At 47.3% G+C, this 25,606-nt stretch carries 18 protein-coding genes, 21 tRNA genes and 2 rRNA genes (1 of these 41 only partly in view); 6 read left to right on the plus strand and 35 right to left on the minus strand.

From position 1 onward, the window contains the following. The first annotated feature begins 12 nt into the window (after positions 1-12). The 3 genes from AC4E8B_RS19730 to AC4E8B_RS19740 all read left to right on the plus strand — a co-directional run bounded on the left by AC4E8B_RS19730 (position 13) and on the right by AC4E8B_RS19740 (position 2,676). Positions 13-1,374 (plus strand): cytochrome ubiquinol oxidase subunit I, encoded by a 1,362-nt coding sequence (locus tag AC4E8B_RS19730; protein WP_490215071.1) that lies wholly within the window; start codon positions 13-15, stop codon positions 1,372-1,374. A gap of 13 nt (positions 1,375-1,387) precedes the next feature. After that, positions 1,388-2,437 (plus strand): cytochrome d ubiquinol oxidase subunit II, encoded by a 1,050-nt coding sequence (locus AC4E8B_RS19735; RefSeq protein WP_490215073.1) that lies wholly within the window; start codon positions 1,388-1,390, stop codon positions 2,435-2,437. An 83-nt stretch (positions 2,438-2,520) separates the two neighbouring features. Next, positions 2,521-2,676, plus strand: coding sequence for a DUF1540 domain-containing protein (locus AC4E8B_RS19740; RefSeq protein ID WP_490215075.1), 156 nt, complete (start codon positions 2,521-2,523; stop codon positions 2,674-2,676). 42 nt (positions 2,677-2,718) lie between these two features. On the opposite strand, the gene AC4E8B_RS19745 is transcribed toward AC4E8B_RS19740, so the two are convergent. The 7 genes from AC4E8B_RS19745 to AC4E8B_RS19775 all read right to left on the minus strand — a co-directional run bounded on the left by AC4E8B_RS19745 (position 2,719) and on the right by AC4E8B_RS19775 (position 12,172). Beyond that, complete coding sequence (locus tag AC4E8B_RS19745) at positions 2,719-4,011, minus strand: hypothetical protein (RefSeq protein ID WP_490215076.1); 1,293 nt, start codon at positions 4,009-4,011, stop codon at positions 2,719-2,721. Between the two features lie 674 nt (positions 4,012-4,685). After that, positions 4,686-5,795 (minus strand): o-succinylbenzoate synthase, encoded by a 1,110-nt coding sequence (gene menC / locus AC4E8B_RS19750; RefSeq protein WP_490215078.1) that lies wholly within the window; start codon positions 5,793-5,795, stop codon positions 4,686-4,688. Next, entirely contained in the window at positions 5,792-7,279 is a 1,488-nt protein-coding gene (locus tag AC4E8B_RS19755; protein ID WP_490215080.1) for an o-succinylbenzoate--CoA ligase, read from the minus strand. Before AC4E8B_RS19755 ends, menC begins: the two co-directional genes overlap by 4 nt. Positions 7,280-7,373: 94 nt before the next feature. Beyond that, positions 7,374-8,192 (minus strand): 1,4-dihydroxy-2-naphthoyl-CoA synthase, encoded by an 819-nt coding sequence (gene menB / locus AC4E8B_RS19760; protein ID WP_490215082.1) that lies wholly within the window; start codon positions 8,190-8,192, stop codon positions 7,374-7,376. A 16-nt stretch (positions 8,193-8,208) separates the two neighbouring features. Continuing rightward, positions 8,209-9,018, minus strand: a complete 810-nt coding sequence (gene menH, locus AC4E8B_RS19765; RefSeq protein WP_490215083.1) for a 2-succinyl-6-hydroxy-2,4-cyclohexadiene-1-carboxylate synthase — start codon at positions 9,016-9,018, stop codon at positions 8,209-8,211. 2 nt (positions 9,019-9,020) lie between these two features. Then, positions 9,021-10,769: a 2-succinyl-5-enolpyruvyl-6-hydroxy-3-cyclohexene-1-carboxylic-acid synthase gene (menD, locus tag AC4E8B_RS19770; RefSeq protein ID WP_490215085.1), complete on the minus strand. Its 1,749-nt coding sequence runs from the start codon at positions 10,767-10,769 to the stop codon at positions 9,021-9,023. Then, positions 10,766-12,172 (minus strand): isochorismate synthase, encoded by a 1,407-nt coding sequence (locus AC4E8B_RS19775; RefSeq protein WP_490215087.1) that lies wholly within the window; start codon positions 12,170-12,172, stop codon positions 10,766-10,768. The genes menD and AC4E8B_RS19775 overlap by 4 nt, the downstream gene beginning before the upstream one ends. A gap of 379 nt (positions 12,173-12,551) precedes the next feature. Here AC4E8B_RS19775 and AC4E8B_RS19780 point away from each other — a divergent pair, with 379 nt between their 5' ends. Both AC4E8B_RS19780 and AC4E8B_RS19785 read left to right on the plus strand, forming a co-directional pair. Beyond that, positions 12,552-13,484, plus strand: a complete 933-nt coding sequence (locus AC4E8B_RS19780) for a 1,4-dihydroxy-2-naphthoate polyprenyltransferase (protein WP_490215088.1) — start codon at positions 12,552-12,554, stop codon at positions 13,482-13,484. Positions 13,485-13,668: 184 nt separating this feature from the next. Then, positions 13,669-14,427: a TraR/DksA C4-type zinc finger protein gene (locus tag AC4E8B_RS19785; RefSeq protein ID WP_490215090.1), complete on the plus strand. Its 759-nt coding sequence runs from the start codon at positions 13,669-13,671 to the stop codon at positions 14,425-14,427. A gap of 72 nt (positions 14,428-14,499) precedes the next feature. On the opposite strand, the gene AC4E8B_RS19790 is transcribed toward AC4E8B_RS19785, so the two are convergent. Genes AC4E8B_RS19790 through glgB form a run of 5 tightly spaced genes read right to left on the minus strand, consistent with a single transcriptional unit; the run spans position 14,500 to position 22,433 of the window. Next, positions 14,500-16,908, minus strand: coding sequence for a glycogen/starch/alpha-glucan phosphorylase (locus AC4E8B_RS19790; protein WP_490215091.1), 2,409 nt, complete (start codon positions 16,906-16,908; stop codon positions 14,500-14,502). Positions 16,909-16,912: 4 nt separating this feature from the next. Continuing rightward, positions 16,913-18,349 carry a glycogen synthase GlgA gene (gene glgA, locus AC4E8B_RS19795; RefSeq protein WP_490215092.1) on the minus strand — a complete coding sequence of 479 codons (1,437 nt, stop codon included), beginning with the start codon at positions 18,347-18,349 and terminating at the stop codon, positions 16,913-16,915. Then, on the minus strand, positions 18,346-19,374 hold the full coding sequence (locus AC4E8B_RS19800) for a GlgC family sugar phosphate nucleotidyltransferase (protein WP_490215094.1): 1,029 nt from the start codon (positions 19,372-19,374) through the stop codon (positions 18,346-18,348). The genes glgA and AC4E8B_RS19800 overlap by 4 nt, the downstream gene beginning before the upstream one ends. Before the next feature lie 25 nt (positions 19,375-19,399). Further along, on the minus strand, positions 19,400-20,545 hold the full coding sequence (locus AC4E8B_RS19805; RefSeq protein WP_490215096.1) for a glucose-1-phosphate adenylyltransferase: 1,146 nt from the start codon (positions 20,543-20,545) through the stop codon (positions 19,400-19,402). Then, complete coding sequence (gene glgB / locus AC4E8B_RS19810) at positions 20,487-22,433, minus strand: 1,4-alpha-glucan branching protein GlgB (RefSeq protein WP_490215098.1); 1,947 nt, start codon at positions 22,431-22,433, stop codon at positions 20,487-20,489. Before glgB ends, AC4E8B_RS19805 begins: the two co-directional genes overlap by 59 nt. Before the next feature lie 191 nt (positions 22,434-22,624). On the opposite strand from glgB, the gene AC4E8B_RS19815 reads away from it, so the two are divergent. Further along, the gene (locus AC4E8B_RS19815) at positions 22,625-22,822 is read left to right on the plus strand and encodes a hypothetical protein (RefSeq protein WP_490215099.1); all 198 of its coding nucleotides are present in this window, start codon (positions 22,625-22,627) and stop codon (positions 22,820-22,822) included. A gap of 64 nt (positions 22,823-22,886) precedes the next feature. Here the strand turns inward: AC4E8B_RS19815 and AC4E8B_RS19820 are convergent. From AC4E8B_RS19820 to AC4E8B_RS19930, 23 genes are all read right to left on the minus strand, one after another. Continuing rightward, a tRNA-Glu gene (locus tag AC4E8B_RS19820) sits at positions 22,887-22,958 on the minus strand. A gap of 3 nt (positions 22,959-22,961) precedes the next feature. Continuing rightward, a tRNA-Ser gene (locus tag AC4E8B_RS19825) sits at positions 22,962-23,052 on the minus strand. A gap of 4 nt (positions 23,053-23,056) precedes the next feature. Beyond that, positions 23,057-23,131: transfer RNA gene (locus AC4E8B_RS19830), tRNA-Asn, on the minus strand. Position 23,132: 1 nt separating this feature from the next. Then, positions 23,133-23,209: transfer RNA gene (locus tag AC4E8B_RS19835), tRNA-Ile, on the minus strand. Between the two features lie 5 nt (positions 23,210-23,214). Then, a tRNA-Gly gene (locus tag AC4E8B_RS19840) sits at positions 23,215-23,288 on the minus strand. 8 nt (positions 23,289-23,296) lie between these two features. After that, positions 23,297-23,372, minus strand: a tRNA-His gene (locus AC4E8B_RS19845). Between the two features lie 31 nt (positions 23,373-23,403). Beyond that, positions 23,404-23,479: transfer RNA gene (locus AC4E8B_RS19850), tRNA-Phe, on the minus strand. A 162-nt stretch (positions 23,480-23,641) separates the two neighbouring features. Further along, a tRNA-Asp gene (locus tag AC4E8B_RS19855) sits at positions 23,642-23,717 on the minus strand. Between the two features lie 146 nt (positions 23,718-23,863). Next, positions 23,864-23,937 (minus strand) — tRNA-Met (locus tag AC4E8B_RS19860). 167 nt (positions 23,938-24,104) lie between these two features. Further along, positions 24,105-24,197, minus strand: a tRNA-Ser gene (locus AC4E8B_RS19865). 13 nt (positions 24,198-24,210) lie between these two features. Then, a tRNA-Ile gene (locus AC4E8B_RS19870) sits at positions 24,211-24,287 on the minus strand. A 6-nt stretch (positions 24,288-24,293) separates the two neighbouring features. Then, positions 24,294-24,370: transfer RNA gene (locus AC4E8B_RS19875), tRNA-Met, on the minus strand. Between the two features lie 26 nt (positions 24,371-24,396). After that, a tRNA-Ala gene (locus AC4E8B_RS19880) sits at positions 24,397-24,472 on the minus strand. Between the two features lie 15 nt (positions 24,473-24,487). Then, positions 24,488-24,564, minus strand: a tRNA-Pro gene (locus AC4E8B_RS19885). Positions 24,565-24,681: 117 nt separating this feature from the next. After that, positions 24,682-24,758: transfer RNA gene (locus tag AC4E8B_RS19890), tRNA-Arg, on the minus strand. Positions 24,759-24,777: 19 nt separating this feature from the next. Further along, positions 24,778-24,866, minus strand: a tRNA-Leu gene (locus AC4E8B_RS19895). 6 nt (positions 24,867-24,872) lie between these two features. Then, positions 24,873-24,947, minus strand: a tRNA-Gly gene (locus tag AC4E8B_RS19900). Positions 24,948-24,956: 9 nt separating this feature from the next. Next, positions 24,957-25,041 (minus strand) — tRNA-Leu (locus AC4E8B_RS19905). Between the two features lie 23 nt (positions 25,042-25,064). Then, positions 25,065-25,140: transfer RNA gene (locus tag AC4E8B_RS19910), tRNA-Lys, on the minus strand. A gap of 9 nt (positions 25,141-25,149) precedes the next feature. Next, positions 25,150-25,225: transfer RNA gene (locus AC4E8B_RS19915), tRNA-Thr, on the minus strand. A 5-nt stretch (positions 25,226-25,230) separates the two neighbouring features. Continuing rightward, positions 25,231-25,306 (minus strand) — tRNA-Val (locus tag AC4E8B_RS19920). An 8-nt stretch (positions 25,307-25,314) separates the two neighbouring features. After that, positions 25,315-25,431, minus strand: a 5S ribosomal RNA gene (gene rrf, locus AC4E8B_RS19925). A gap of 121 nt (positions 25,432-25,552) precedes the next feature. Next, positions 25,553-25,606 (minus strand): 23S ribosomal RNA (locus AC4E8B_RS19930); it runs 2,891 nt beyond the window's last position.

Genomic DNA, 25,606 nt, shown 5'->3' on the forward strand with positions numbered 1-25,606 from the left:
AGGAAGATAAATATGAATGACTTGGTAATTGCGCGATCTCTTTTTGGGACAACAATGGGTTTCCATATTATTTTCGCGACCATCGGCGTTGGACTTCCGCTGATGATGCTGACAGCAGAGCTTATATATCAGAAAACAAAAGATTATGACTATGTAATCATGGCAAAACGCTGGACGAAAGCTTTCGCTGTCCTTCTGGGAGTCGGCATTCCCACAGGAACCATTGCAGGCGTTCAGCTCTCGCTGCTTTGGCCGGGCTTTATGGAAGTGATCGGGCGGGTCATGGCCCTTCCATTCCAGATTGAAATTTATGCCTTTTTCATCGAAGCATTATTTATGTCCATTTATGTCTATGCCGCGGAGCGGATTCCACCGTGGATGCGGATTTCAAGCCTGGTCCTCGTTGCACTCGGCGCATTTGCTTCTGCTGTGCTGATAACAAATGTCCATGCTTTTGAAGGGACCCCGCAGGGCTTCAGGATTGTTAACGGGGAAATTGTTGACATTGATCCCTGGGCAGCATTCTTCAATCCAAGCTTTTTTGTCACAGCCGGCCATGTTGCTGTTTCTGCCTATACAACAGGCGCCTTTGTCGTCGCGTCTGTAGCTGCCTTTAAGATGCTTCGCAATAAATTCGGAACGAGAGTATATGACTTCCACAAAAAAGCACTCATGCTGAGCCTGATTGTCGGCGGCATTTTCTCCTTGCTGACTGCCCTGAACGGGCATGCGTCAGCTCAGTATCTCCATGAGTACCAGCCGGAAAAACTCGCAGCAGCGGAAGGGCTTTTTGAGACCCAGTCACACGCCCCTCTTGCAGTCGGAGGCTTTACCGACCGGGAGACACAGGAGGTAAAATGGGGCATTGAGATTCCATGGGCCCTCAGCTTTCTGGCAGGGAACAGCTTTGACACAGTGGTCATCGGGCTGAACGATTTTCCGGAGGAATTGTGGCCGCCGCTTTTTGTCCATACACTGTTCAATGGGATGGTGGCCATAGGCAGTCTGCTGATTCTCCTTTCTTTTGTGGCGTTTGCCTGGAATAAATTTTTGAAGAAGGATCAGTTCCCCAAGATCTTTATGTGGGCATTTGTGCTCTCAGGCCCAGCCGCTGTCCTGGGGATTGAGTTTGGCTGGATATTTGCCTGCACCGGCAGGCAGCCGTGGACGATTTACCGCGTCCTGTCAACTGAAGATTCGGCAACGACAGCCGGGAACCTTGGGATTTTATTTGTCCTTTTTGCGGCCGTCTATGTGATTCTCGGACTGACGGTTGTCCTGGTGCTTCTTTATTATTTTAAAAGGAATACCGTACTCGACGATATCAACCGGACCAAGGAAAAGGGAGTCCCGCTTTATGGCTCCAATACATAAGGGGTGAGATAGCATGACAGATGCTCTATTAGCCATCACAATACTATGGGGATTTGTATTCATCTATGCTGTCATGGCAACGATGGATTTCGGGGCCGGCTTTTGGTCGATGGTCTATATAAATCGGACCAAAACGAAGGCAACCAATATTGCCAACCGGTATCTTTCCCCAACATGGGAAGTGACGAACACTTTCATCGTGGCACTTGTCGTTGCAATCTACAGCCTGTTTCCAGGAGCGGCTTACACATTGGGCACCGTGCTGCTCGTACCTGGTAGCATGATCCTGTTATTGCTGGCCATCCGAAGTGCATTTCTTGTGTTCTCAAACATTGCGAGCGACTATAAAAAGCCGCTCACCATCATATCCGGGATTACGGGAATTCTCATTCCCGGCCTTTTGATCAGTGTACTGCCGATCACTCACGGCGACTATATTGATTTTTCAGATGGCGGCCAGTCACTCAATCTGGCCAAGCTTTTCACAAGCCAGAATGAGTATGCCTTTTTCGGCTTTGCCGTCAGCAGCACCTTGTTCCTTTCTTCACTGCTCCTGGCTGATTATTCAAAGGCAGCCGATGAAATGGACGCTTACTACGTTTACCGCCGGGATGCCCTGATGATCGGACCCGTATCGCTGCTGATGGGTGTTGTCATCATGCATACCCTCAGCCTGGAAGCCGCCTGGCTGTACAATAAAATGATCGAGGACATGCCGCTGCTGCTGCTGTCGGCAGGATTATTCCTCCTGGGTATTCTTGCGCTGCTGCTCCCTTCTTTTACGAAGAAAGGTACAAAAGGCATCCCAAGGCTCGCTGTTATCGCTGTGACACTTCAGTATCTGGCAGCCAGCTTTGTTTACGGGAAGGCGCATCTTCCCTATATGGTGTATCCTGAGGTAACCATTGAATCAGGGTTTACAGACCCTAATTCGTTCAGGGCCGTGTTTGCGACCTATATTGCAGGTTTTGCCATCCTGTTCCCGGGATTTGTCTACTTCTGGAGCCTGTTCATGAAAGACAAGCGCTATCTCAGGCAAAAGGGAAGCAAACAGCCGAATTAGGCTTCCCTATATCTGTCACGTATTCCTGCTCCAACAGCTGCAAAAGCTAATGCTGTATCAATTACTTTGAGGAGTGGATACGAATGGCACAAGATGTATTATGTGAAGTAAACAACTGCAGCTACTGGAAAAAAGGCAACCATTGCGGCGCCGATCAGATTTATGTCGTCAGCCATCATGGCGAGCAAGCCGACAACAGCCATGAAACAGACTGCAAAACCTTCAAGCCGCATGAATAAAAAAATGAAAGAAGGCCAGGACGATTTGTCCTGGCCTTGCTTTTAAATGGTCCATTCTCCTGTCACAAGTGCAGACAGTTTCAGTTTGCCTTCTGCATCTTGCAGAAATACCAAATACAGACTCCTCCAATCCATTCCTCCATATTTATCTGTACCATTCTGATAAAATTCTACCGTTTTTGAATCAGGAAAGATTTCTTTAATATTGTTCTTCGTGTTGCCTCTCTGCTGCACATCATCCAATATGATCTGATCCGGCTCTGTAAATCCTTTATACCGGTCAAAATAAGCTTGCGGCACCGACCGGATGGGCTTGCCGCTTCCATCATGGTATCCCCACAAATATTCTTTTTCAACGCTGCTTAAATTCTCAACCTCTTCCTTGGACAAGACGACTGCATCGCTTTCAATAAATTCGTAAGGTGAAATTAGCAGACCCTTCTCTTTAGAGACATATTCTGAAATTGCGCCGTAATTTTCATTTTCCAGCGCCTTCACAATGCTCTTTGCCATTTCTTCTGCTGATTGTTCACTTGGCTCATCACTCTCGACTGAACCGAACATATTCTCAGCTGCTTTAGTCCCGGGATCAACCTCATACCATCCGCGTGTTGCTGTATGTGATGATTTATCGTCCTGAACCAGGTCATAAACATGGATAACAAACTTCCCATCAGCTTTGTGATCGAATTCAACTCTGGTATTGCTGCCGAGTTCTCCCTCTAATTGTTCTCTGACTATATTTTCGGCTTCTTCCTTTGTCAGCGGCTGCACTTCTTCACTCACTGCCTCATCCACAACCCAATGGCTATCAGCATAGACAATATTAAAAGTATATTGCCTATGGCCCCTTAGTTCATTGTTTCTTTCCTGGATTACTTGATAGACGGATTCGTCCACTTTCTTTAATTCAGCCGGCTTTTCCCTGTCCAGCCAGACTGGCGGCTCTTTGGCTATTATTTTCAGTCTCCCGTTATCCATTTCAAAAAAGTTATCAGCATGCTCTGCAGCAAGTTCCGGTGACATAACTGTCTTGAACTTTTCCTGTAACTCCTCTTTGCTGGAATAGTTCTTTACTGTTCCGTCCTGCGAAGTTCCTACCTCAAATGTCTTCCTGTATGTTTCGAGGATAGAAAAGGCTTCGTTTTTATCAAGCTCTTCAACTTGATTTTCCTCTCCGCCTTCTGCCTGCTGTCCATTTTCATTCTCAGGGCTGGCTGTTTCTTCCGCGGTATCTGCTTCTTCCTTTGTACCAGTGCCATCCCCGGACTGGCCTTCTGAACATCCGGCTAAAAGGGCAGCAAGAAGAACAGCAGCGGTTAGTTTATGAACCATAGATTAATCTCCTTTCTGTTATCTATATTATTCTCATTCACTATGCCGGATTAAGGTAAACATGGGTTGTTTGAGGATAGGATGAGGAGTAGACAAAAGGAATGGGGAGTATACAAACATATAATCCTGCAGTGAATGTTCCTTTATATTTGGCTCTGTTAAAGTTCAAAGCTGATATTACTTAATAAAGGAACATCCTGATTTGCGGGAGTTCCATTTTTTAATATTTGTTTGTTAAAATAACCCACCCGATAGTTAAAATCTATTTAAGAGCAACCCCCGCCCAGCCATAAAAGAGCGGACCTTCCCGGACCTGAATGAGGGATCAGTGACAGGCTGAAAAATAAGCGGAGGAATTCCCCCTACATTCAAAAAAACTCTAAAAATAGCTCAAATAGACGGAAAAATTCCGGCTATCGACTCAAAAAACAGGAAAATGGCCAACTTCGCTCCCCCTTAGCCGGAAATTGTCCGCTTATTAACACCCATCCGCGCCATATTCAGCAGCCTAACCGGAAAATCTCCGCTTATTTTAAGGCTTACTGGTCACTCAAATAAGGATAAGACTACCTGTTTTTATATTTCCATCTAATCAAAACATCAACAACAGACTTTAACAGAGCCTTATATTTAAAACAGACACTGCTATTGAGCAAGTGCCTGTTTTTTGAGGTTTAAACGAGTGACACAGCTTCTTTCTTCAATGTCACTTCCGCCAGCCTGCGCCTGTTTATTTCAAAGCCGATTCCCGGCCCCTCAGGAACATTTATATAACCATCCTCTACAGTGACCCCAGGGCTGATGATATCTTGTTCCCAGTACCGCTCAGAGCCTGATATGTCCCCTGGTATCTCAAACCCCGGAAGGGAAGCGAGAGCGATATTATGGGCCCTTGAAATGCCAAATTCAATCATGCCGCCGCACCATACCTCAATTCCATTCTGAAGGCAATAATCATGGATCTGTTTTGACTCTGATAATCCGCCGACCCGGCCGGCTTTAATATTGATTACTTTGCAGCTGCCAAGCTCTGCTGCCTTCCTCGCATCACTGAAAGAAACAATGCTTTCATCCAGGCAGACCGGGGTGCTGATGCTTTTTTGCAGAACACTATGGTCGATAATATCATCATGGGCAAGCGGCTGTTCAATCATCAGCAGCCTGAATTCATCGAGGGCCTGCAGCCTGTCTTTGTCACCAAGCGTATAAGCGGAATTGGCATCGGCCATCAAGTCAATATCCGGATATTCTTTCCGGATGGCAGATAATAGCGGCAGATCATTTTCCGGGCTGATTTTCACCTTGATGCGCCTGTAGCCTTGCTGAAGGAATCCTTCAATCTGCAGGAGACTTTCCTTCACGGTTTTCGCACCGACAGCGACACCGGATCCTATCTTGCCTCTCGTCCCACCAAGCAATGAATGGAGCGGCTTTCCTTCCTGTCTGGCCTGCAAGTCCCATAGCGCAGCTTCCAAGCCCGCCTTTGCCATCTGGTTTCGCCTGATAGAGCTGAACAGGATGTGAGCATCTTCCGCCTTCAGGCCGGGATTCTCCTTCAGCAAAGGAATGAGAAAGTCCTTGATGACATGATAGCATGTCCTGACCGTTTCTTCCGTGTACCAGGGTGAAGAGAAAGCAACTGCTTCTCCAAATCCGCTCAAGCCATCCGTGTCGATCAGCTCGATAATAATGGCTTCCCTGCTGCTGACAGTGCCAAGATGGGTGGAAAAAGGCTTCTTCAGCGGCATGCTGATCACATGCAATACAGCCTTTATTACGTTCATGACCCTTCTCCGCCTTTCTCCAGCATGGCACGCAGCTTTCTTCGCAATATTTTTCGTGATGCATTCCTCGGGATTTCTTCAACGAAATAGCAGGTTTTCGGTACTTTATACTTTGCCAGCTTTCCGAGGCAGAATTCCTCGATTTCTTGAGATGATAGTTCTGCACCATCAATGGTCTGGATGAAAGCAGCCGGCACTTCTCCCCACTTCAGATCCTTCACACCAATGACACCTGCATCAGCAACTGCAGGATGTGATGTAAGCACTCCCTCGATTTCTGCAGGATATATATTCTCCCCGCCGGATATGATCAAGTCAGATCTCCTGTCAAGTACATACAGAAAACCTTCTTCATCAAGCCTGCCGATATCTCCTGTGTAAAACCAGCCGTCCTTCATCGCCTTGGCTGTCTCCGTTTCCCTGTTCAAATATCCAGGTGTGACATTAGGGCCTTTAACGGCAATTTCACCAGCCTGGCCTCTTTCTGCTTCCCTGTCTCCCTCCATGATTCTCAGCTGGGAAGGAAACAGCGGCTTTCCGGCCGAACCGAGCTTTGAGAAGCTGTATTCAGGAGCAAGTGTCACGATTTGGGAAGAAGTTTCAGTCATGCCATAGCTTTGATAGACTGGCAGCCCCTTTGCGGCACATTTTTCGAGCAGATCGCGCGCAGCGGGCCCCCCGCCAAGAAGCATGCAGCGAAAATGAGATGGCAGTCCGTTATCTCCAGTTGCAGCGGCAAGCCTTGAAAGCATCGTGCTGACGACAGACATGATCGTCACCTTTTTCTCACGGATGTCCGTGATCGCCTGCTCCTCGCTGAAAGATCCGTGCAGAACGACGGGAATTCCATAGATCAGGCTTCTCATCAGGATGGAGTAGCCGCTGATATGGAATAAGGGGACAGCGCATAGCCAGCAGTCATCTTCCCTGACGCCAAGATTGAAGGCTGATCCCGAGGCGCTCCACCAGTGGTTTCCATATGTCTGCAGAACTCCTTTCGGATGTCCGGTTGTCCCGGAGGTGTACATAATGGTACACACCTGATCCAGCGATATTTCTTCCACTGCCTTAAAGTCAGCGGAAGGCAGTTCAGCAAGAACTTCCTTCGTCATCACGCTGCAGCCACCCAGCGGCAGCTCTCGGGTTTTATCTGTGAATGCTGACTCTGTAATCAGAAGTGAAGCATTCGAATCTGCCAGCTGCCAGCCGATTTCCTCCGCAGTCAGCCGGTTATTCAGGATAACTGCCGTGGCTCCCAGCAGCTGAAGTGCCAGCAGGATGAAGACAGAATCAGAATGATTTTTCAGGAGCACGCCTGCATAGGAGCCTCTGACTGCGCCTACACCTGCCAGCTTTCCGGCCATTAAGGAGGATTCTTCATATACTTGTTTGAAAGTAAAGGCACTGCCTTCAAAATAGAGGGCGTTCCTGTCCGGTGTTAAATCGGCTCTTTTCTTTAAAAATTGAGGGAGTAATTCACCCATTGGCTCCACCTTCCTTGCATATCCAGCGTTTTAAAATGCCATAGAAAAACAGCCTGATGGTTTGCCATCAAGCTGTTTTTCTTTTCATATAGGATCAAGGGAAACGAGGGAACTGTCCAAAGTCAGGCTTGCGCTTTTCTTTGAATGCATCGCGGCCTTCCTTCGCTTCATCTGTTGTATAGTAAAGAAGCGTAGCATCCCCGGCGAACTGCTGGATTCCAGCCAGTCCGTCTGTGTCAGCATTAAACGCTGCTTTCAGGAAGCGGATGGCAGTCGGGCTCTTCTCAAGGATTTCCTCGCACCATTGAATGGTTTCATCTTCCACTTTTTCAAGCGGCACAACTGTGTTGACAAGCCCCATATCAAGAGCTTCCTGTGCGCTGTACTGGCGGCATAGGAACCAGATTTCGCGCGCTTTCTTATGGCCTACGATCCTGGCCAGATAGCCTGATCCATACCCTGCATCAAAGCTTCCGACTTTAGGGCCTGTCTGACCAAAGACAGCATTATCGGCAGCAATAGTCAGGTCGCAGACGATATGAAGGACATGCCCTCCACCGATGGCATAGCCTTTAACCATGGCAATGACAGGCTTTGGAATGACACGGATAAGGCGCTGCAGATCCAGGACATTCAAGCGCGGGATTTCGTCTTCGCCTACATATCCGCCGTGCCCGCGGACCTTTTGGTCTCCGCCGGAACAGAATGCTTTCTCCCCTGCCCCAGTCAAGATGATAACGCCTACGCTCGCATCATCGCGCGCATATGCAAAAGCATCAATCAGCTCCATTACCGTTTTCGGACGGAAGGCATTATGTACTTCTGGCCTGTTAATTGTGATTTTAGCAATTCCGTTGTAAGTTTCATATAAAATATCTTCATAATTGCGTCCAGCAATCCATTCTACTGTCATAACGGAATCCTCCTTTTTATAATTTCTGCAAAAACTCACTTACTATTGTACCAAACTTTTCTGGTTCTTCCACATGTATTGCATGCCCGGCTTCAAATACAGTCTCCCATTGGCATACCGGAATCAGCATGGACATCCTTTCAGCCAGGGTGCAGAACTTTACATCCTCAGAGCCTGTGACCAGCAGGGTGTCGGCCTTTATGTCCGGGAGCTTGCCCCACCATGATGGCTGGGCCCCGGTCCCCATCCCCCTGAGGCTCAAGATAAGGCCCTCGGGACTGTTTTGTATGCGCTGCCGCCTGATCTCCATCTGGACATCAGGCGGCAGTTTTTTCTGCGTCTTGAATAAGGGGATGTTTTCCCAGTAATCAACGAAAGCTTCGATTCCGTTCTCTTTTATGTATTCCCCAAGCTGTTCATCCTGATTACGCCTATTCTTTCTTTCTTCAGCAGTCTCTAATCCAGGAGATGCACTTTCAAGGATCAGCTTTCTGACTTTGCCGGGATATAGGGCGGCAAAAGACAACGCCAGACGCCCGCCCATTGAGTAGCCCAATAGATCGGCCTTGGGAATCTGCAGCGATTCCATCAGCTCATGGATCATCCGGGCAGCTGCGGTGACAGTATAGCTTTCTTCCGAAGCAGGCATAACAGTGTCTCCATGTCCGGCAATGTCAATGGATATCACCATGGATCCTGATTTCCAGCGGGGAATGAAAGGGTCCCAGGCGGAACTGCCGCCTGTGAACCCATGAAGCAGGATTAGAGGAAAACCGCTGCCCTCTATTTCGACATGGTAGGAGCCTCCGCCGCTTACAAATTTCATTCTTATTCTCCTTTTAGGAACAAGGTTATTTCCCGGGAAACATGATTCCACAATTCTCGATGCTCAGCAAGGTTTTTGTCCCGGTTTGTCATTATTTCGGTTACCTTTAAGCCGTGTTCACCATAGCCCTCTTTAATGGCACGCTCAAAGTCTTCCCAAGTTTCAGCGCGGTCGTATTTCGCGCCGTAAAGCCTTGCAGCATGTTCAAAATCTAAATCCAAAGGCGTGCCAAAAAGGAGCTCAAAATTCTTTTTCTCGCCTGCCTGGGGCAGGAATGAAAATATACCGCCGCCATTGTTATTGATGAGCAGGATATGGACATTGATATTGTGGAGTTTTGAGGCAATCAGGCCATTAAGGTCATGGAAAAATGTCAGATCTCCCAGCACGAGATAAAGAGGCTGGGAATATAAGCCTGCGCCAAGTGCAGTGGAGATGATCCCATCGATTCCGTTAGCACCCCTGTTGCCCATTGTCCGAATACATTTATCATTATTATGGAAGAAGGTATCGAGATCACGGATCGGCATGCTGTTGCCGACAAACAGTGTACTCTCATCAGGCAAAAGTTCTGCAAGCTGAAGGAACAGCTTTCCCTCGCTCATCTCTACAGCCGAGCCGGCCTCTGCAAGCACCAGCTTCGTTTTTTCATTAACCTCTTTCCATAGAGCGCTATATTCGCCGCAAGGTTCCCTATGATCAGCAAAGCTTTGCACCTTCTCACAGAAAAGGGCTTCACTGCAATAGACCATCTCTGAAGAAAGCAGGGATGGGTCACGCCACCCTGCTCCGCCATCGACGACAATCTGCCTGGCATCTTTATTTTCCTTCAAGAAAATGGTGAGGGCCTTTGATACAGGCATTGATCCAAAACGGATCACCACTTCAGGCTTCAGCGCTTCTTTTGCCGCATCCGTCCGAAGGAAGCTGTCAAAGCCGTCGATGATAAGCGCCTTTTCATGCTTGCCGCTTCTCAGCTGTGAGAGCGGATCTGCTAAAATTGGATAATCCAGCGTCTCTGCCAGCTTGGCCACTTCAGCTGCAAAGCGGCTGTCATCATTTGGCCCGCAAATGATGATGCCTTTTTGGAAGGATGAAAGGACGTCTGCCATCCCTCTGAAAACAGAATCCGGGAGAGCAAGCTCCCCCTGCTGGATGGAAACAAAGCCCTCAGGCCTTTCCGGGCTTTCGAACATGTTTTCATCGAGCTTCGGAATGAGGGGCTCTCGGAAAGGAAAGTTCAAGTGGACTGGACCTGCAGGCGCCTTCACTGACTCTGCACATGCCCTTGCGCATACTGTCCTTGCATATCTGATCATTTCATCTGAATTCTCAGGCGGCGCCATTTCTGCAAACCATTTTACATGCCCGCCGTAAAGGTGGATCTGATCGATTGCCTGTGGAGCTCCAACATCCCTCAACTCATGGGGACGGTCTGCCGTCAGGACGACAAGCGGGACTCTTGAAATTTTCGCCTCAACAATGGCCGGAAAGTAATTCGCCGCCGCTGTTCCTGATGTACAAAGCAGGGCTGCAGGCCTGCCTGATGCTTTAGCGATCCCGAGCGCAAAAAAGCCTGCTGAACGCTCATCCACATGAATATGCACATTAAGGCCGGGATGCTCCGCCATGACCAATGCCATCGGCGTAGAACGGGATCCCGGGCTGACAACAACGTCCCGGACGCCGGTTTTGGCCAGTTCCGAGACGAATGCGGCAATATAAGATGTTAATGCTTCCTGATGGTTCATTCTGTTAGTCCTCCCAGAGCTGACAGCATTGGACGGAATTTAATCTTGGTTTCCATGAATTCACTCTCAGCGTTCGAATTCTCTACGATTCCGCATCCTGCGAACAAGGAAGCCTCATTTCCCTGAAGGAGCCCTGAACGTATCGATACAGCAAACTCTCCATTGCCGCTGTAATCAAGCCATCCAATCGGCCCCGCATAAAAGCCCCGGTCCAGCTCCTCAATCTCTCTGATCATTGCCACGGCTTCCTGCTTTGGCAGCCCGCCAAGTGCCGGGGTCGGGTGCAGTTTCTCAACCAGCAGGAGCAGTGAAGCATCATCCTTTGTCTTGCCCTCGACTGGTGTGTACAGATGCTGGATATGCTTCATCTTCATCAGCCGGGGTTCTGAAGGGATCTTAATTTCCACGCATGCTTCATCCATGGCAGACTTTATCATCTCAACCACATACTGATGCTCGACGAGATTTTTTTCATCCGATAATAAAGCTTCTCCCAGGGCCTGATCATCCTCAGGAGTCTTTCCCCTCGGGATGCTTCCGGCCAGGCAGGTTGAATAAAGCTGCTTTCCTTTCTTTTTGACAAGCCGTTCGGGCGATGCTCCGATAAAGCAGTCCCCCTGGGATTCAAAAGCAAAGATAAAGCTTTCATTCTGTTCTTTGTGAAGCCGGTCCAGAACCCGCTCCGCTTCTATTTCAGCGGAAAATGAAAGCCGCAGTTCCCTTGCAAGGACCACTTTCTTAAGCTGGCCTGCCTTTAGCTTACCGACAGCCGAAGTGACGGTATCCATCCACTCCTGCGGGTTGAGTTCCTTTTCAGATATGAGCCCGCCTTCCCCGTCCTGAACAAGTGTGCCAATCCCCTCAAGCAGGATTCGCCTTTCTTCCCTGATTTTTTCAGCAAGAGACACATCGTCATGTTTCGTGCAGACTATATTTGTCGTCAAGAAGGTTTGTCCTTCTGACTGCGTCAGCAAATACCTCGGCACATGAAAAAGAGAATCCGGATATTTTGACCATAATCCGGTCTTTTCCTTTTCAGGATCAAAAGAGAATCCCCCAAACAGGGCAGGGCCTGCAGCTGCGGCAGAGTATTCATTATATATGACTGCATTGCGGATAAAGCGCTTCCACTCTTTTTCCACATGAGAAAAACGGCCGGAAGCATGATCCGACTGTATAAGTTTGCATATTCCCAAACCAGCTAGGATGGTTTCATTTGAAGGATCTTTCCAGTAAAAGCGTTCACCAAAAAACGCCTGTCTTCCTGAAGCAAAGAATGATAAAGGGTCAATATGGTCCAACTTATGGACTTCACTGACAAGGATAGGCTCTGAAAAAGCCCCGGCCCTTTCAATTGCTTCCAGGATTCCTTCCTTAAGTTCCGTATCCTGTATCGTAACCAAGAAAATCCCTCCAATAACAGCTTTACCGCTGTTATTCTTTCGTTTTTCAGCTTATTTTAAGATACACCTCATGATTATATGATGTCAACAACATCGGCCTGATGATGCATGTATATCATCCTTATTATATAAGGAAACATCATTCTCCCCTGTTCTCCTTGCACTGAGAATTTATCCTTTCTTATCCTATTGGCGGCAGCTGATGAAATTAAGGCCGGAAAGACAGGGAAATCCCCCCTCTAAAGTATGCAAAAATCCATTGACACCCCTTTGATCTTTGCTAAACTTGAAGATGGCAGGCTATTTTGACCTGCAGCCAATATTAAGTTAAAATATAAAGGTTTGTTATACAAAGAATACATTAAGGGGAGAGTCAAAAATGCAACCACAAACGCATCCCGATCCTTCGCCTGCCATGAAATCGGGCGGATGGAGAGTCTGGTGGCAATTAACCAGGCCGCACACCTTGACGGCAGCTTTTGTGCCAGTCCTGCTGGGTACTGCTTTAGCAATAGATAAAACCGATATCCACTTCAGCCTGTTCTTTGCCATGCTTCTTGCCAGCCTGCTGATTCAGGCAGCCACCAATATGTTTAATGAATATTTTGATTTCAAGCGGGGTCTTGATACAGCTGAATCAATCGGAATCGGCGGCGCCATCGTGCGTGAAGGCATTAAGCCAAGAACAGTCATTCAGCTTGCCTTTACACTTTATTTTATTGCGCTTCTCCTGGGCGTCTATATCTGTATGAACAGCAGCTGGTGGCTTGCCGCTGTAGGACTGGTCTGTATGGCAGCCGGCTATCTTTATACAGGCGGCCCATTCCCGATCGCTTATACGCCATTCGGGGAGATTGTAGCAGGATTTTTCATGGGGATGATGATTATCCTTATATCCTTCTTTATCCAGACAGGCACAGTCACAGCACTTAGTGTCATGATTTCAGTGCCGATTTTTATTCTCGTCGGACTTATCCTGATGGCCAATAATATCAGGGATCTTGACGGAGACAAGGAATTCGGAAGAAAGACCCTGGCTATCCTGCTCGGCAGGGACAAGGCGATATACTTCCTGGGGATTATGTTCACTATTTCCTATGTATGGATCTTTGTAATGATCGCTACTGGCTATATCTCTCCATGGCTATCCATTGTTGCACTCAGCATTCCGAAAGCCGTAAAAGCCACAAAGGGCTTCATCGGCAAATCAAAGCCGGCCCAAATGATGCCTGCCATGGTGGCTACTGCCCAGACAAATACCATTTTTGGTTTTCTGCTGTCTGTCGGCCTGTTCCTGGGATATTTACTGTAAAGTTAATGCCAAAGCCTTCTGCATCTGTGCAGAAGGCTTTTTTCGCGGCTGTCACCCATGTTTCATAACCTGAATAAAGGGTAATTTCTAAGCAAGGCAAAAGAGCCTGCATGCACTAGTCAGCTTAGCCGGAAAACGGCCTTTAATCCTAATAAATACTACAAATGGAACAGGATGTGGAACAATGATTACCAAGGAACAGATCAATGAATTGAGAGCGCAGCTGGAAGAAGATAAAAAGACCATCGGAGAACAGCTGGACAGTGATACGAACAGCCGCTTTGACAATGAAAGCGCAAGGGATACAGTCGGTGAGCTGTCGATGTACGACAATCACCCCGGCGATGCGGGAACTGAGCTTTTTGAAAGGGAAAAGGACCAGGCAATCGAGGAGCATCAAAACGAAGAATTGGTTAAAGTCAATTCCGCCCTCCAGGCCATTGAGGATGGCACCTATGGGAAGTGCAGGGAATGCGGGAAGGAATTGCCCTTTGAACGGCTTGAGGCAGTCCCAACGGCTTTATATTGTGTAGATCATGCTCCCTCCCAGCATCCAGCCGCAGACAGGCCTGCTGAAGAGGATGTGCTGAGCCCCAATCATGATAACCATTTTAATTATGATGAATACAAGAAAATCAATGATGAGCAGGACAGCTTTGAACAGGCTGCCAGCTATGGCACTTCCGAAACACCATCAGATTTTAACGGCCAGCATAAGGATTATAACAGCCTGTATGATACAGATCATAATGATGATGGATTTACTGAAGAATATGAAACCTTCAGTGCGACTGACATAGACGGAAAAAACCGAAGGGTAGTCCGCTCTGATACAGAAGAGCAATATCAGCAGGAATTAGAGGAAGAAAACCTCGATGCCCCGTTTGGCAAAGTTCCTTATAAAGAAGGGGACAGCTATCTTGAGGATAAGGAAAAAGAATGAGCATCTGTGCAAAATACGGCAAAACGAAGGCCTGGGGGAACCAGGCCTTCGTTTTATCTGCACAGCTGTTTTTTACTTAGCCAGATGGCTTGCCGCCGGTTCTATACGCCAAATCTCCTCGGCATATTCACGGATGGTCCGGTCGCTGGAGAAGTGGCCGGATGCGGCGATGTTCATCAGGCTCTTTCTCTGCCAGCCCAGCCGGTCTCCATAGGCAATCCCTGCCTGTTTCTGTATGGCCGCATAGGAATCAAAATCCCTGAGGACAAAGTATTGATCATTATGCATCAGCAGCGAATCAGCGATGCTTTCAAATTCATCCCCGGCATAGGGAAAAAACCCATTGGTCAGCTGATTGATGATGGTGCTGATCCTTTTATCAAGATGATAATAATCCATTGAGCGGTATTCCCCATTCTGCTGATAGCGGAGAACTTCTTGCGCAGCCAGCCCAAAGATGAAAATATTCTCATCCCCAACCCTGTCCAGTATCTCGATATTGGCACCGTCCAGAGTACCGACAGTAAGGGCCCCGTTCATCATGAACTTCATATTCCCTGTTCCCGATGCCTCCTTGCTGGCAGTGGAAATCTGTTCACTGATGTCTGCAGCAGGAAATATTTCTTCTGCAAGAGATACCCGGTAATTTTCAAGGAAGACAACTTTAATCAGCTTATTGGCAGCCGGATCATTGTTCACCTTTTCAGCAACGGTGTTAATCAGTTTAATGATTTTCTTCGCATAATAATAGCCTGGAGACGCCTTAGCGCCAAAAATGAAAGTACGCGGCTGGATTTGGGCATCTCCCTCTTTGATCCGGTTATACAGATGCATGATATGGAGCACATTCAAAAGCTGCCTTTTATATGCATGAAGCCTTTTCACCTGGATATCATACATGGAAGACGGATCGATGGAAAGCCCGGTATGCTGCTTGATCCGGCGGGCCAGGTTTTGTTTATTTTGCTCCTTAATCAACTCAAGCTCCAGCAGCATGCTGCTGTCTTCCCGAAACTTGGCCATCTCTTCCAAACGCTGAGGCTCCTTTATCCAGCCGGCCCCGATTGATTCGGTGATGAGGCTGGCAAGGCGCGGATTGGAGTTCAGCAGCCATCGCCTGTGGGTAATGCCATTGGTTTTATTGTTGAATTTTTCTGGAAACAGTTCGTAAAACTGTTTCATTTCCCTATGTTTCAGGATTTCAGTATGAAGAGCCGCCACCCCATTGACGCTGTGCGTTCCAGCAAGGGCAAGATGCGCCATTTTCACCTGTCCTTCCGAAATGATGGCCATTGACTGAATCCTCTCCCAATCACCGGGGTATTTTTCCTCCAGCTCAAGACAGAAACGCTTATTGATTTCTTCCGTAATCATATAAATCCTGGGCAGCAGCGGCTGGAACAGTCGGATCGGCCATTTTTCCAATGCTTCTGAGAGCGTTGTATGGTTTGTATAGGAAATGGCTGAAACCGTAATCGCCCATGCCTCGTCCCAGGCCATCCCTTCCTCATCAACGAGAATTCTCATCAACTCGGGAATCGCAAGCACAGGATGTGTATCATTTATATGGATGCTGATGAATTGGTGGAACTTCTCCATATTTCCATGCTGTTTCTTGTATGATTCTATAATCGACCGGATACTTGCTGACACAAGAAAATACTGCTGTTTAAGACGCAGGATTTTTCCTTCATCATGTGTATCATCCGGATACAGGAATTCGGAAATAAGCTCAGTTTCCCTTTTGTATTGCATGATGTTTTTATGCTGCGGAAAAGGAGAAGGCTCTGCACTCCAGAGCCTCAGTGTATTGACTGTCTCAGTTTGATACCCTGCAACCGGCATATCATACGGGACTGCAGTGACCGTTTCGCCAGGCAGGTGCCTGAATACCAGCCGGCCTTCTTCTTCACCGCATTCCACCCTTCCCCAAAACGGGATTTCTACTGCTGAATCAGCTTTTCTTATTTCCCAGACGTTCCCATGCCTAAGCCACTGCTCCGGCAGCTCTACCTGGTATCCGTCAACAATCTTCTGCTCAAAAAGCCCATGCTTATAGCGTATCCCGCAGCCATGCCCAGGGAGATTGAGCGATGCGAGGGAGTCCAGGAAACAGGCCGCTAACCGGCCAAGACCGCCGTTTCCAAGGCCTGCATCAGGCTCTGACTCCTCAAGCCCGCCCAGGTCTATGCCCAGGTCCTGCAGCCCTTCCTTAACGGTCTGATGGATGCCAAGATTGAGCAGGTTATTATGCAGCAGCCGTCCGAGCAGGAATTCGATGGATAAATAGTAGACCTGCTTTTGCTTGTTCATCCTGCTGCGTTCATTCGTGTTGATCCAATTCATGCTGACATATTCCCTCACCATGTGCCCAAGGGTCTGGTACTGATCGCGCTCTGTGCTGTCAGGAAAGCTTTTGCCACTGGTCATTTCAAGCCTTGTCAAAAAGACTTCCTTGAACTCTTCCTTATCAGAAAACATTCTCTCACTCCCCTGGAACAAGCCCTTCGTAAAGCTTGCTGTACTTAAACGCAGACCGGGCCCAGCTGTAATCCAGGCTCATCGTCCTCTTGACCAGCTCTTTCCATTCTTCTTCCCGGCTGTAAAAATTAATGGCCCGATTAATGGTAAAGAGCATATCGTGGGCATTAAAATCAGCAAAAGAGAAGCCGTTGCCCTCTCCTGCCTCCCCATTATATGAATGGACTGTATCATTTAATCCCCCCGTCTCCCTGGCGATCGGGATGGTGCCGTATCTCATGGCAATCAGCTGCCCGAGGCCGCATGGCTCAAACTTCGAAGGCATCAGGAATAAATCTGCGCCTGCATAGATTTTGTGGGCCAATTCTTCATTGAAGCGTATGTACGCCCTCACCTTTTCCGGATATTCCCGCTCCATCCCGGCAAAGAATTGTTCAAATTCCTCATCTCCGGTGCCAAGGACAATGAATTGTACCTCTTTTGTCATTAGCTCATGAAAGACACACTTTACAAGATCAAGGCCTTTTTGGCTGGTCAATCTTGTAATCATCGCCATAATTGGCACTTCCGGCTGTTCCGGGAGGCCGGCCCGCTTCTGGAGGCTGCGCTTATTCTTGCCTTTATTTGTTAATAGATTCACATTATAAGCTGCAGCAATCATCGGATCATTTTCCGGATCGTAAAAATCAGCATCAATCCCATTAAGGATGCCGGTCAGGTCTTCGTCCCGCAGCCTCAGCAGCCCTTCAAGCTTTTCACCGTAATATTCATTCTGTATTTCGTCTTTATAGGTAGGGCTGACGGTTGTTATTTTATCGGCAGATGTTAGGGCTGCCTTCATAAAATTGATGCATCCATAAAATTCGAGCTGCCCTTCCGTGAAACAGATTTCATCAAGGCCAAATAAGTCGCTGAGTGCCTCTTTTGGCATAATGCCCTGGAATTGAAGATTATGAATGGTAAACACGCTTTTTACAGCAGCATATTCTTTTGCATGCCTGTATTGCACATTCAGCAGGAAGGGGACCATCCCTGTATGCCAGTCATGGCAGTGAATGATATCAGGATAGAAATCAAGCTCCCTCATGCTTTCCAATACAGCCCTGCTGAAAAAGGCAAATCTTTCTCCATCATCAAAATATCCATAAAGCTGATCCCGCAGGAAGTAATACTCATTATCGACAAAATAAAAAATGACACCGTCATGGACCAGCTCTTCTATTCCGCAGTACTGGTTTCGCCAGCCCACAGAAACGCTGAACTCCCTGACCTTTTTCATTTTCTTCTTATATGTTTCCGGTATGCTCCCATACTTAGGCAGAATTATCCTTACGTCCGTCCCCAGCTTTTTCAATTCCTTCGGCAAGGAGCCTGCCACATCGGCAAGCCCCCCTGATTTAACGAATGGCACACATTCTGATACAGCGAATAAGACTTTCATGAATTCATCAGCGCCCCTTGTATGGTTCCTTTCCGGATTACAATCGGCTGGACAGGGGAACCTTCCATGACGGTCCCGGATTCGATTCTGACATCTTTATCGATGATGACTGAGTCCAATATGCAATCATCACCGATTTGGCATTTTTGCATAATGATGCAATTTCTAACAACTGATCCTTTCCCGATCCTGACTGCCCGGGAGATAATGCTGTTTTCAACCGTTCCTTCTATAAGGCACCCGTTTGCCACCATACTGTTTCTGACGCCTGCGCCTTTTAAATACCGTGCAGGAGGCTCATCTTTAACCTTTGTGTAGACTGGCTGATCTTTGCGGAACAGCTTGTGGAAAGTTTCAGGTTCAAGCATGCTCATGCTGGCCTGATAGTAGCTCTCAATCGAGTCGATTCTCGTAACATGCCCTGTATATTCGTATGTGCACACTTTATAGACATGATTCAGATCGGCTGCTATATCACTCATGCAAGAGTGGCCCGTTTCATTTCTTTTTTCAATGAATTCGATTAGCTGAGAGGTTTTGACAAGGTACATTTCGAGAGACTTTCCGTTATGCCTGAGTTCTGTAATGTCACAGCCGGATTGGATATGCCTCTCAAGGGCCGGCTGAAAATCCATATTAAGAACAGTATAGCAATTTGCTATTAAAGAATATTCCTGATTGCTGCGGTAGAAATAATCAAGGTTGGCTGCAAAATGATTGAAGGAACCTACCCCCTGCCGAGGCCCATCAAGAAGCGGAGATGGAAAGAAAAAGAGGCCGTCTCTTTTTCTGTTCAAATCCCAGTTCTTTCCTGAACCAAGATGGTCCATCAGTGACCTGTATTGAAACTTCGGAAAGATGGCCACACTGGCAATTCCTGAGTTCACCATGCTGGAGAGAACAAAATCTATCAGCCGGTAGCGGCCTGCAAAGGGCACTGCCGCAAGAGAGCGGTGGACTATCAGTTCCTCCAGTCCTTCATGATAAGTTGTTGCATCTATAACGCCCAGCAATCTCTTATTCAACTATATCCCCTCCTGATTTATATTCTTATGAATGGATTTCCTTAATCATTTCCTCTGTCACCAGAATGATTTCACCTTTATTTTCATCATCCCTTATAACCGTTCCGTCCGGTATGTGCATATCAGAAGGAACGATCGCTCTTTCAATAAAGACATTCTTCCCGATGACAGCATTCGGCATAATGACCGATTCTTTAATAATTGAACCTGCTTTGACCTCTACTCCCTGAAAAACGACCGTTTTATAAATTTCCCCTTCAATTAAACAGCCTTCATTAATCATCGATTCATCCACTTCCGCCATCGGCGCGATATATTGCGGCGGATGATTGGGATTCACAGAATAGATCCTCCAGGAATAATCATTCAAATCCAGCTGGCAATGGTCGTCCAGCAAATCCATATTGGCTTCCCAAAGGCTTTGCACAGTCCCTACATCCTTCCAGTATCCGCTGAAAGGGTAGGCATAAAGCCTTTTGCTGTCATTCAGAAGCCTTGGGATGATATCCTTTCCAAAGTCGTGTGAGGAATCCTCATCCAGGTCGTCAAGCTCCAGATACTCCTTAAGTACGTCCCATTTAAAAATATAAATTCCCATTGAGGCCATATTATTTCTCGGCTTCTCCGGCTTTTCATCAAATTCTGAAACACTCAGATCTTCGTTCGTATTCATGATCCCGAATCGGCTGGCTTCCTCCCAGGGAACTTCTTTGACTGAAATAGTAGCATCTGCGTTCTTTTCAATATGATAATCAAGCATCAGGTCATAATTCATTTTGTAGATATGATCGCCTGACAGGATAAGCACATATTCAGGTTCATTCTGCTTAAGATAGTTTATATTTTGAAAGATCGCACTCGCCGTGCCTGTATACCACTTGACCTCTGAAGATTCGGCGTATGGAGGCAAAACGGTCACCCCGCCGTTCATTCTGTCCAAATCCCAGGCGCTTCCTATTCCTATATAGGAATTCAGCACGAGAGGCTGATACTGGGTCAGAACACCGACTGTATCAATCCCTGAATTTGTACAATTGCTCAAGGTGAAGTCAATGATCCTGTATTTGCCTCCAAACGGTACAGCTGGTTTTGCAAGATTTTCAGTCAGAGCGTTAAGCCTGGACCCTTTTCCCCCTGCCAGCAGCATTGCCACACATTTTGTCTTTGCCATTTCCTTTCCTCTCCTTTCGGTGTTTAACAGGACGCAAGATAGTAATGCCAAACGGCGGGATAGCCATCTGAATCGAATAAGGCCGGCCATGGTATCCCATTTCTTCTGTTTTGATGACTTTTTTGTTGATCCAGCCGGACCCGCCATACTCTTCCTTATCGCTGTTGAAGATCTCCCTGTAGCTTCCGGCATGGGGAACCCCGATCCTGAAGTTTTGATACGGATCGGCTGTAAAGTTGCATACCACAATAAGATGTTCACCCTCGGCAGCGCTGAAACGGACAAAAGAAAAAATGGATTGTTCCCAGTTATCTGCATCAATCCACTCAAAGCCTTCCTGAAGATGATCCAGTTCAAACAGGGGCTTGGATCTTCTGTATAGCTTTATCAAATCCTTGCTGTACCTGTTTGCTTTCTGGTGCATCTCAAACTCAAGCAGATTCCAGTCAAGTCCTTCCGAATCTTTCCACTCTGAAAATTGCGCGATTTCAAAGCCCATGAACAGCAGTTTTTTGCCGGGATGTGCCATCATATAGCCCAGGAGCAGCCGGAACTGGGCAAACTTCCTCCAATAATCTCCCGGCATTTTATTGAGGAGAGACTTTTTTCCATGTACGACTTCATCATGTGAGAGAGGCAATATAAAATTCTCCTTGAAAGCATATAAAAGAGAAAATGTGATATTGCCATGCTTCCCGGTTCTTGCCTCTGGACTGGTTTCCATATAGGCCAGTACATCATTCATCCAGCCCATATTCCATTTGTAATGAAAGCCAAGGCCCCCATAATGGGCTGGAGAGGTCACCAGCGGGAGATTTGATGAATCTTCAGCTGCTAGAAAAATGGAGGGATCATATTGCCTGATTGTGCTGTTGAGCTTGCGGAGGAATTCAATTCCAAACGGATTCTGATGCTGTTCTTGCGAATTGGGCCAATAAATGATATTAGATACAGCATCCATCCTGAACCCATCTATATGATAGGTTTCAAGCCAGAATAAAGCATTGGAGATTAAGAAGCTCTGCACTTCCTTGCGGCCCAGATCAAAGTTTGAAGTGCCCCATACATAATTCTCCCTATCCTTCTCATTCTTATATTCAAAAAGGTGGGTTCCGTCAAAATTATAGAGTCCATGGGCATCTTTGCAAAAGTGGCCGGGAACCCAGTCGAGAATGACACCGATGTTATGCTGATGGCATTGGTCGACAAAATACATTAAATCCTGCGGCTTGCCATACCGGCTGGTCGCGGAAAAATACCCTGTACCCTGATAGCCCCATGAGGCATCGAGCGGATGCTCGACAAGAGGGAGCAGTTCAACATGTGTAAACCCATGTTCAAGGACATAGGGCACAACTTCATCCGCCAGCTCCCTGTAATTCATCAGCCTGTTATTATTTTTTCGTTTCCACGTTCCGGCATGCATTTCATATATGACAGCCGGTTCTGCAAAGGTATTTTTCTTCATCCTGCTTTTCAGCCAAGACTGATCATTCCATTTATAGCCTTCAAGCGGCCATACGACTGAAGCAGTGCCGGGTCTTTTCTCAGAATAGAATGCATATGGATCAGCTTTGTGCAGCCTGGTGCCTCCTTGTGTCAATATTTCATACTTATAGAGGCAGCCTGCCAAATCCTTCTCGACTACTATGTGCCATACCCCTTCATTATTCATTCTATGTAATTTGAAACCTTCCCCATTCCAGCTGTTAAAGTCCCCAACAACCCTGACCTCCTTAGCATTTGGAGCCCATACAGCAAATCTGGTGAGGATTTTGCCTTCTTCATGTATCAAGTGGGCACCAAAAAGGCGGTGGCTGTCAAAAAGGGTGCCTTCATGAAATAAATGCATTTGATAGTCAGTGGGAAACATCGTTTTCACAGCCATCCTTCTCTCCAACAGATTTAAAAATCATCGACTTTCTTTTTATATTCGTCTTATTCATAAAAATACCTTGTAAAAAAATTTTAAATTTTTCGATATTTTCTCTTATAATTCGATTAATTTTGTAAACTTGAGTTGGTTTTCAAGGAAAATGCCTATAATAAGCATATGTTTTTATGAAGGGGGGATTGAAGATGGCAAATCAAGAAGAAGAGTTTCTTCTCAGGGAAAAGCAAGAAGCCGGAGAAAGGCTGCCTCTGTTCGGGCCTGCAGATGGAAAAATCCTTGCGACGGGAGATATGTTCAGGGGGCCCTATACAGGGATTGCATCAGAAATAGATTTAAATAATCCGGGAAACCGGCTGCAAAAAAACGAAGAACTTCCCGATTAAACACAATGATTCAGAAAAGATGCATACAAAAAAGCTGCCAGCATTTGCTGACAGCTTTTTTGTATGACCCCTACGGGATTCGAACCCGTGTTACCGCCGTGAAAGGGCGGTGTCTTAACCGCTTGACCAAGGGGCCTTATGGCGGAGAAGGAGGGATTTGAACCCTCGCGCCGGTTGCCCGACCTACACCCTTAGCAGGGGCGCCTCTTCAGCCACTTGAGTACTTCCCCATATTGGCTCCGCAGGCAGGACTCGAACCTGCGACCGTTCGGTTAACAGCCGAATGCTCTACCACTGAGCTACTGCGGAATGGTGGGCCTAAATGGACTCGAACCATCGACCTCACGCTTATCAGGCGTGCGCTCTAACCAGCTGAGCTATAGGCCCACTTTTGGAGCGGGTGATGGGAATCGAACCCACGACATCAGCTTGGAAGGCTGAGGTTTTACCATTAAACTACACCCGCATATTTTATGGGGCGACTGATGGGAATCGAACCCACGAATGTCGGAACCACAATCCGATGCGTTAACCACTTCGCCACAACCGCCACAATTCAATGCTTTTTCACAAAAAATAAATGGTGGCTCAGGACGGAATCGAACCGCCGACACAAGGATTTTCAGTCCTTTGCTCTACCGACTGAGCTACTGAGCCAAATAAAGTAATTTCCTAAAACAATATTTCATAAGTCCTTTGCTCAAAAGTTCTTGCGAACTTTTTTGCAGATTGCCGCAGAAGCTGTTCAATGAAGGTAGCAATCTGCTCTACCGACTGAGCTGCTGAGCCATACTGGGTATTGCTTTTCTAAATAAATAATGGCGGTCCCGACGGGAATCGAACCCGCGATCTCCTGCGTGACAGGCAGGCATGTTAACCGCTACACCACGGGACCAGTTTATAAAATAAGGTCTGAATTATGCCCGAGTATCCTTCAGGACTGTTTCTTCCTCTTCCAGATGGAACGGCAAGAAAATCCGTCATGATCACTCGAAGCATATTCATCGCAGTGCTGCTCATTACTGCACTGAGGACCAGGTATTGCGGGGGCAGGATTTGAACCTGCGACCTTCGGGTTATGAGCCCGACGAGCTACCGGACTGCTCCACCCCGCGACGATAAAATATAATCTTTCCTGTTTCCTGAATATTGCTTGCAAAGGACTGTCCCGGTCTCAGGAAGTGAACCAAGAAGCAGCTCAACCGGTACAACTCGCAGTCTTTTCAGTGGAGAATTGCTTGTTGCTCCACCCCGCGACGATAAAAGTGATTTAAAAGTATAATGGAGGAGGTAGAGGGATTCGAACCCCCGCGCGGTGTTACCCGCCTGTCGGTTTTCAAGACCGATCCCTTCAGCCAGACTTGGGTATACCTCCATATTAAAGTGAATGGTGGACCTTGTAGGACTCGAACCTACGACCGGACGGTTATGAGCCGTCTGCTCTAACCAGCTGAGCTAAAGGTCCTTAATTTGGTAGCGGCGGAGGGGATCGAACCCCCGACCTCACGGGTATGAACCGTACGCTCTAGCCAGCTGAGCTACACCGCCAAATCAAGTATTCTCATAAGGTTATATGGTGGAGCCTAGCGGGATCGAACCGCTGACCTCCTGCGTGCAAAGCAGGCGCTCTCCCAGCTGAGCTAAGGCCCCATATAGAATTTCAAATGGTCGGGAAGACAGGATTCGAACCTGCGACCCCTTGGTCCCAAACCAAGTGCTCTACCAAGCTGAGCTACTCCCCGTCATGCAAATGATAAGCGTCGAATTGCTTCATTGCTTCCTTATTCACATCATCCTGCAATTAGCAGTCAGGTGTTCACTCGTTGGCTAATATTCTTGCTTTCATTACATTAATAGTATGGCGCGCCCGAAAGGAGTCGAACCCATAACCTTCTGATCCGTAGTCAGACGCTCTATCCAATTGAGCTACGGGCGCATAATTAAAATGTTTTTAATGGTGCCGAGGACCGGAATCGAACCGGTACGGTAGTCACCTACCGCAGGATTTTAAGTCCTGTGCGTCTGCCAGTTCCGCCACCCCGGCAATCTCTGGAGCGGAAGACGGGATTCGAACCCGCGACCCCCACCTTGGCAAGGTGATGTTCTACCACTGAACTACTTCCGCATATTAAATTGGTGCGGGTGAAGGGAGTCGAACCCCCACGCCTTGCGGCGCCAGATCCTAAGTCTGGTGCGTCTGCCAATTCCGCCACACCCGCATAATTCATTATTAGAGATTGAATGGTGAGCCATGAAGGACTCGAACCTTCGACCCTCTGATTAAAAGTCAGATGCTCTACCGACTGAGCTAATGGCTCATTTGAAACTGGTGCCGGCTAGAGGACTTGAACCCCCAACCTACTGATTACAAGTCAGTTGCTCTACCAATTGAGCTAAACCGGCAAATATGGTGGAGGATGACGGGATCGAACCGCCGACCCTCTGCTTGTAAGGCAGATGCTCTCCCAGCTGAGCTAATCCTCCATATTAAAGCCCGGCAGCGTCCTACTCTCACAGGAGGAGAACCTCCAACTACCATCGGCGCTGAGAAGCTTAACTTCCGTGTTCGGTATGGGAACGGGTGTGACCTTCTCGCTATTGCCACCAGACTATTTTTTCAAGACAAGTATTATTATACCGTCTTTTTATTATTTTGCAAGAGGAATTTTAAAATTTTATTCACTCAAAACTAGATAATGTTGAAGAAGAAGAATGACAGAGTAATCAATTGTGGTTAAGTCCTCGATCTATTAGTATCTGTCAGCTCCACGTGTCACCACGCTT

Source organism: Bacillus sp. SRL543 (genome assembly GCF_984799205.1).

Excerpts from the sequence above, each read along its gene's own strand:
- AC4E8B_RS19740 (WP_490215075.1), top strand. The coding sequence starts at position 2,521 with ATGGCACAAGATGTATTATGTGAAGTAAACAACTGCAGCTACTGGAAA.
- AC4E8B_RS19745 (WP_490215076.1), bottom strand. The coding sequence starts at position 4,011 with ATGGTTCATAAACTAACCGCTGCTGTTCTTCTTGCTGCCCTTTTAGCC.
- menB (WP_490215082.1), bottom strand. The coding sequence starts at position 8,192 with ATGACAGTAGAATGGATTGCTGGACGCAATTATGAAGATATTTTATAT.
- menH (WP_490215083.1), bottom strand. The coding sequence starts at position 9,018 with ATGAAATTTGTAAGCGGCGGAGGCTCCTACCATGTCGAAATAGAGGGC.
- menC (WP_490215078.1), bottom strand. The coding sequence starts at position 5,795 with ATGAACGTAATAAAGGCTGTATTGCATGTGATCAGCATGCCGCTGAAG.
- AC4E8B_RS19790 (WP_490215091.1), bottom strand. The coding sequence starts at position 16,908 with ATGTTTTCTGATAAGGAAGAGTTCAAGGAAGTCTTTTTGACAAGGCTT.
- AC4E8B_RS19755 (WP_490215080.1), bottom strand. The coding sequence starts at position 7,279 with ATGGGTGAATTACTCCCTCAATTTTTAAAGAAAAGAGCCGATTTAACA.
- glgA (WP_490215092.1), bottom strand. The coding sequence starts at position 18,349 with ATGAAAGTCTTATTCGCTGTATCAGAATGTGTGCCATTCGTTAAATCA.
- menD (WP_490215085.1), bottom strand. The coding sequence starts at position 10,769 with ATGAACCATCAGGAAGCATTAACATCTTATATTGCCGCATTCGTCTCG.
- glgB (WP_490215098.1), bottom strand. The coding sequence starts at position 22,433 with ATGGCTGTGAAAACGATGTTTCCCACTGACTATCAAATGCATTTATTT.
- AC4E8B_RS19730 (WP_490215071.1), top strand. The coding sequence starts at position 13 with ATGAATGACTTGGTAATTGCGCGATCTCTTTTTGGGACAACAATGGGT.
- AC4E8B_RS19780 (WP_490215088.1), top strand. The coding sequence starts at position 12,552 with ATGCAACCACAAACGCATCCCGATCCTTCGCCTGCCATGAAATCGGGC.
- AC4E8B_RS19735 (WP_490215073.1), top strand. The coding sequence starts at position 1,388 with ATGACAGATGCTCTATTAGCCATCACAATACTATGGGGATTTGTATTC.
- AC4E8B_RS19805 (WP_490215096.1), bottom strand. The coding sequence starts at position 20,545 with ATGGCAAAGACAAAATGTGTGGCAATGCTGCTGGCAGGGGGAAAAGGG.
- AC4E8B_RS19785 (WP_490215090.1), top strand. The coding sequence starts at position 13,669 with ATGATTACCAAGGAACAGATCAATGAATTGAGAGCGCAGCTGGAAGAA.
- AC4E8B_RS19815 (WP_490215099.1), top strand. The coding sequence starts at position 22,625 with ATGGCAAATCAAGAAGAAGAGTTTCTTCTCAGGGAAAAGCAAGAAGCC.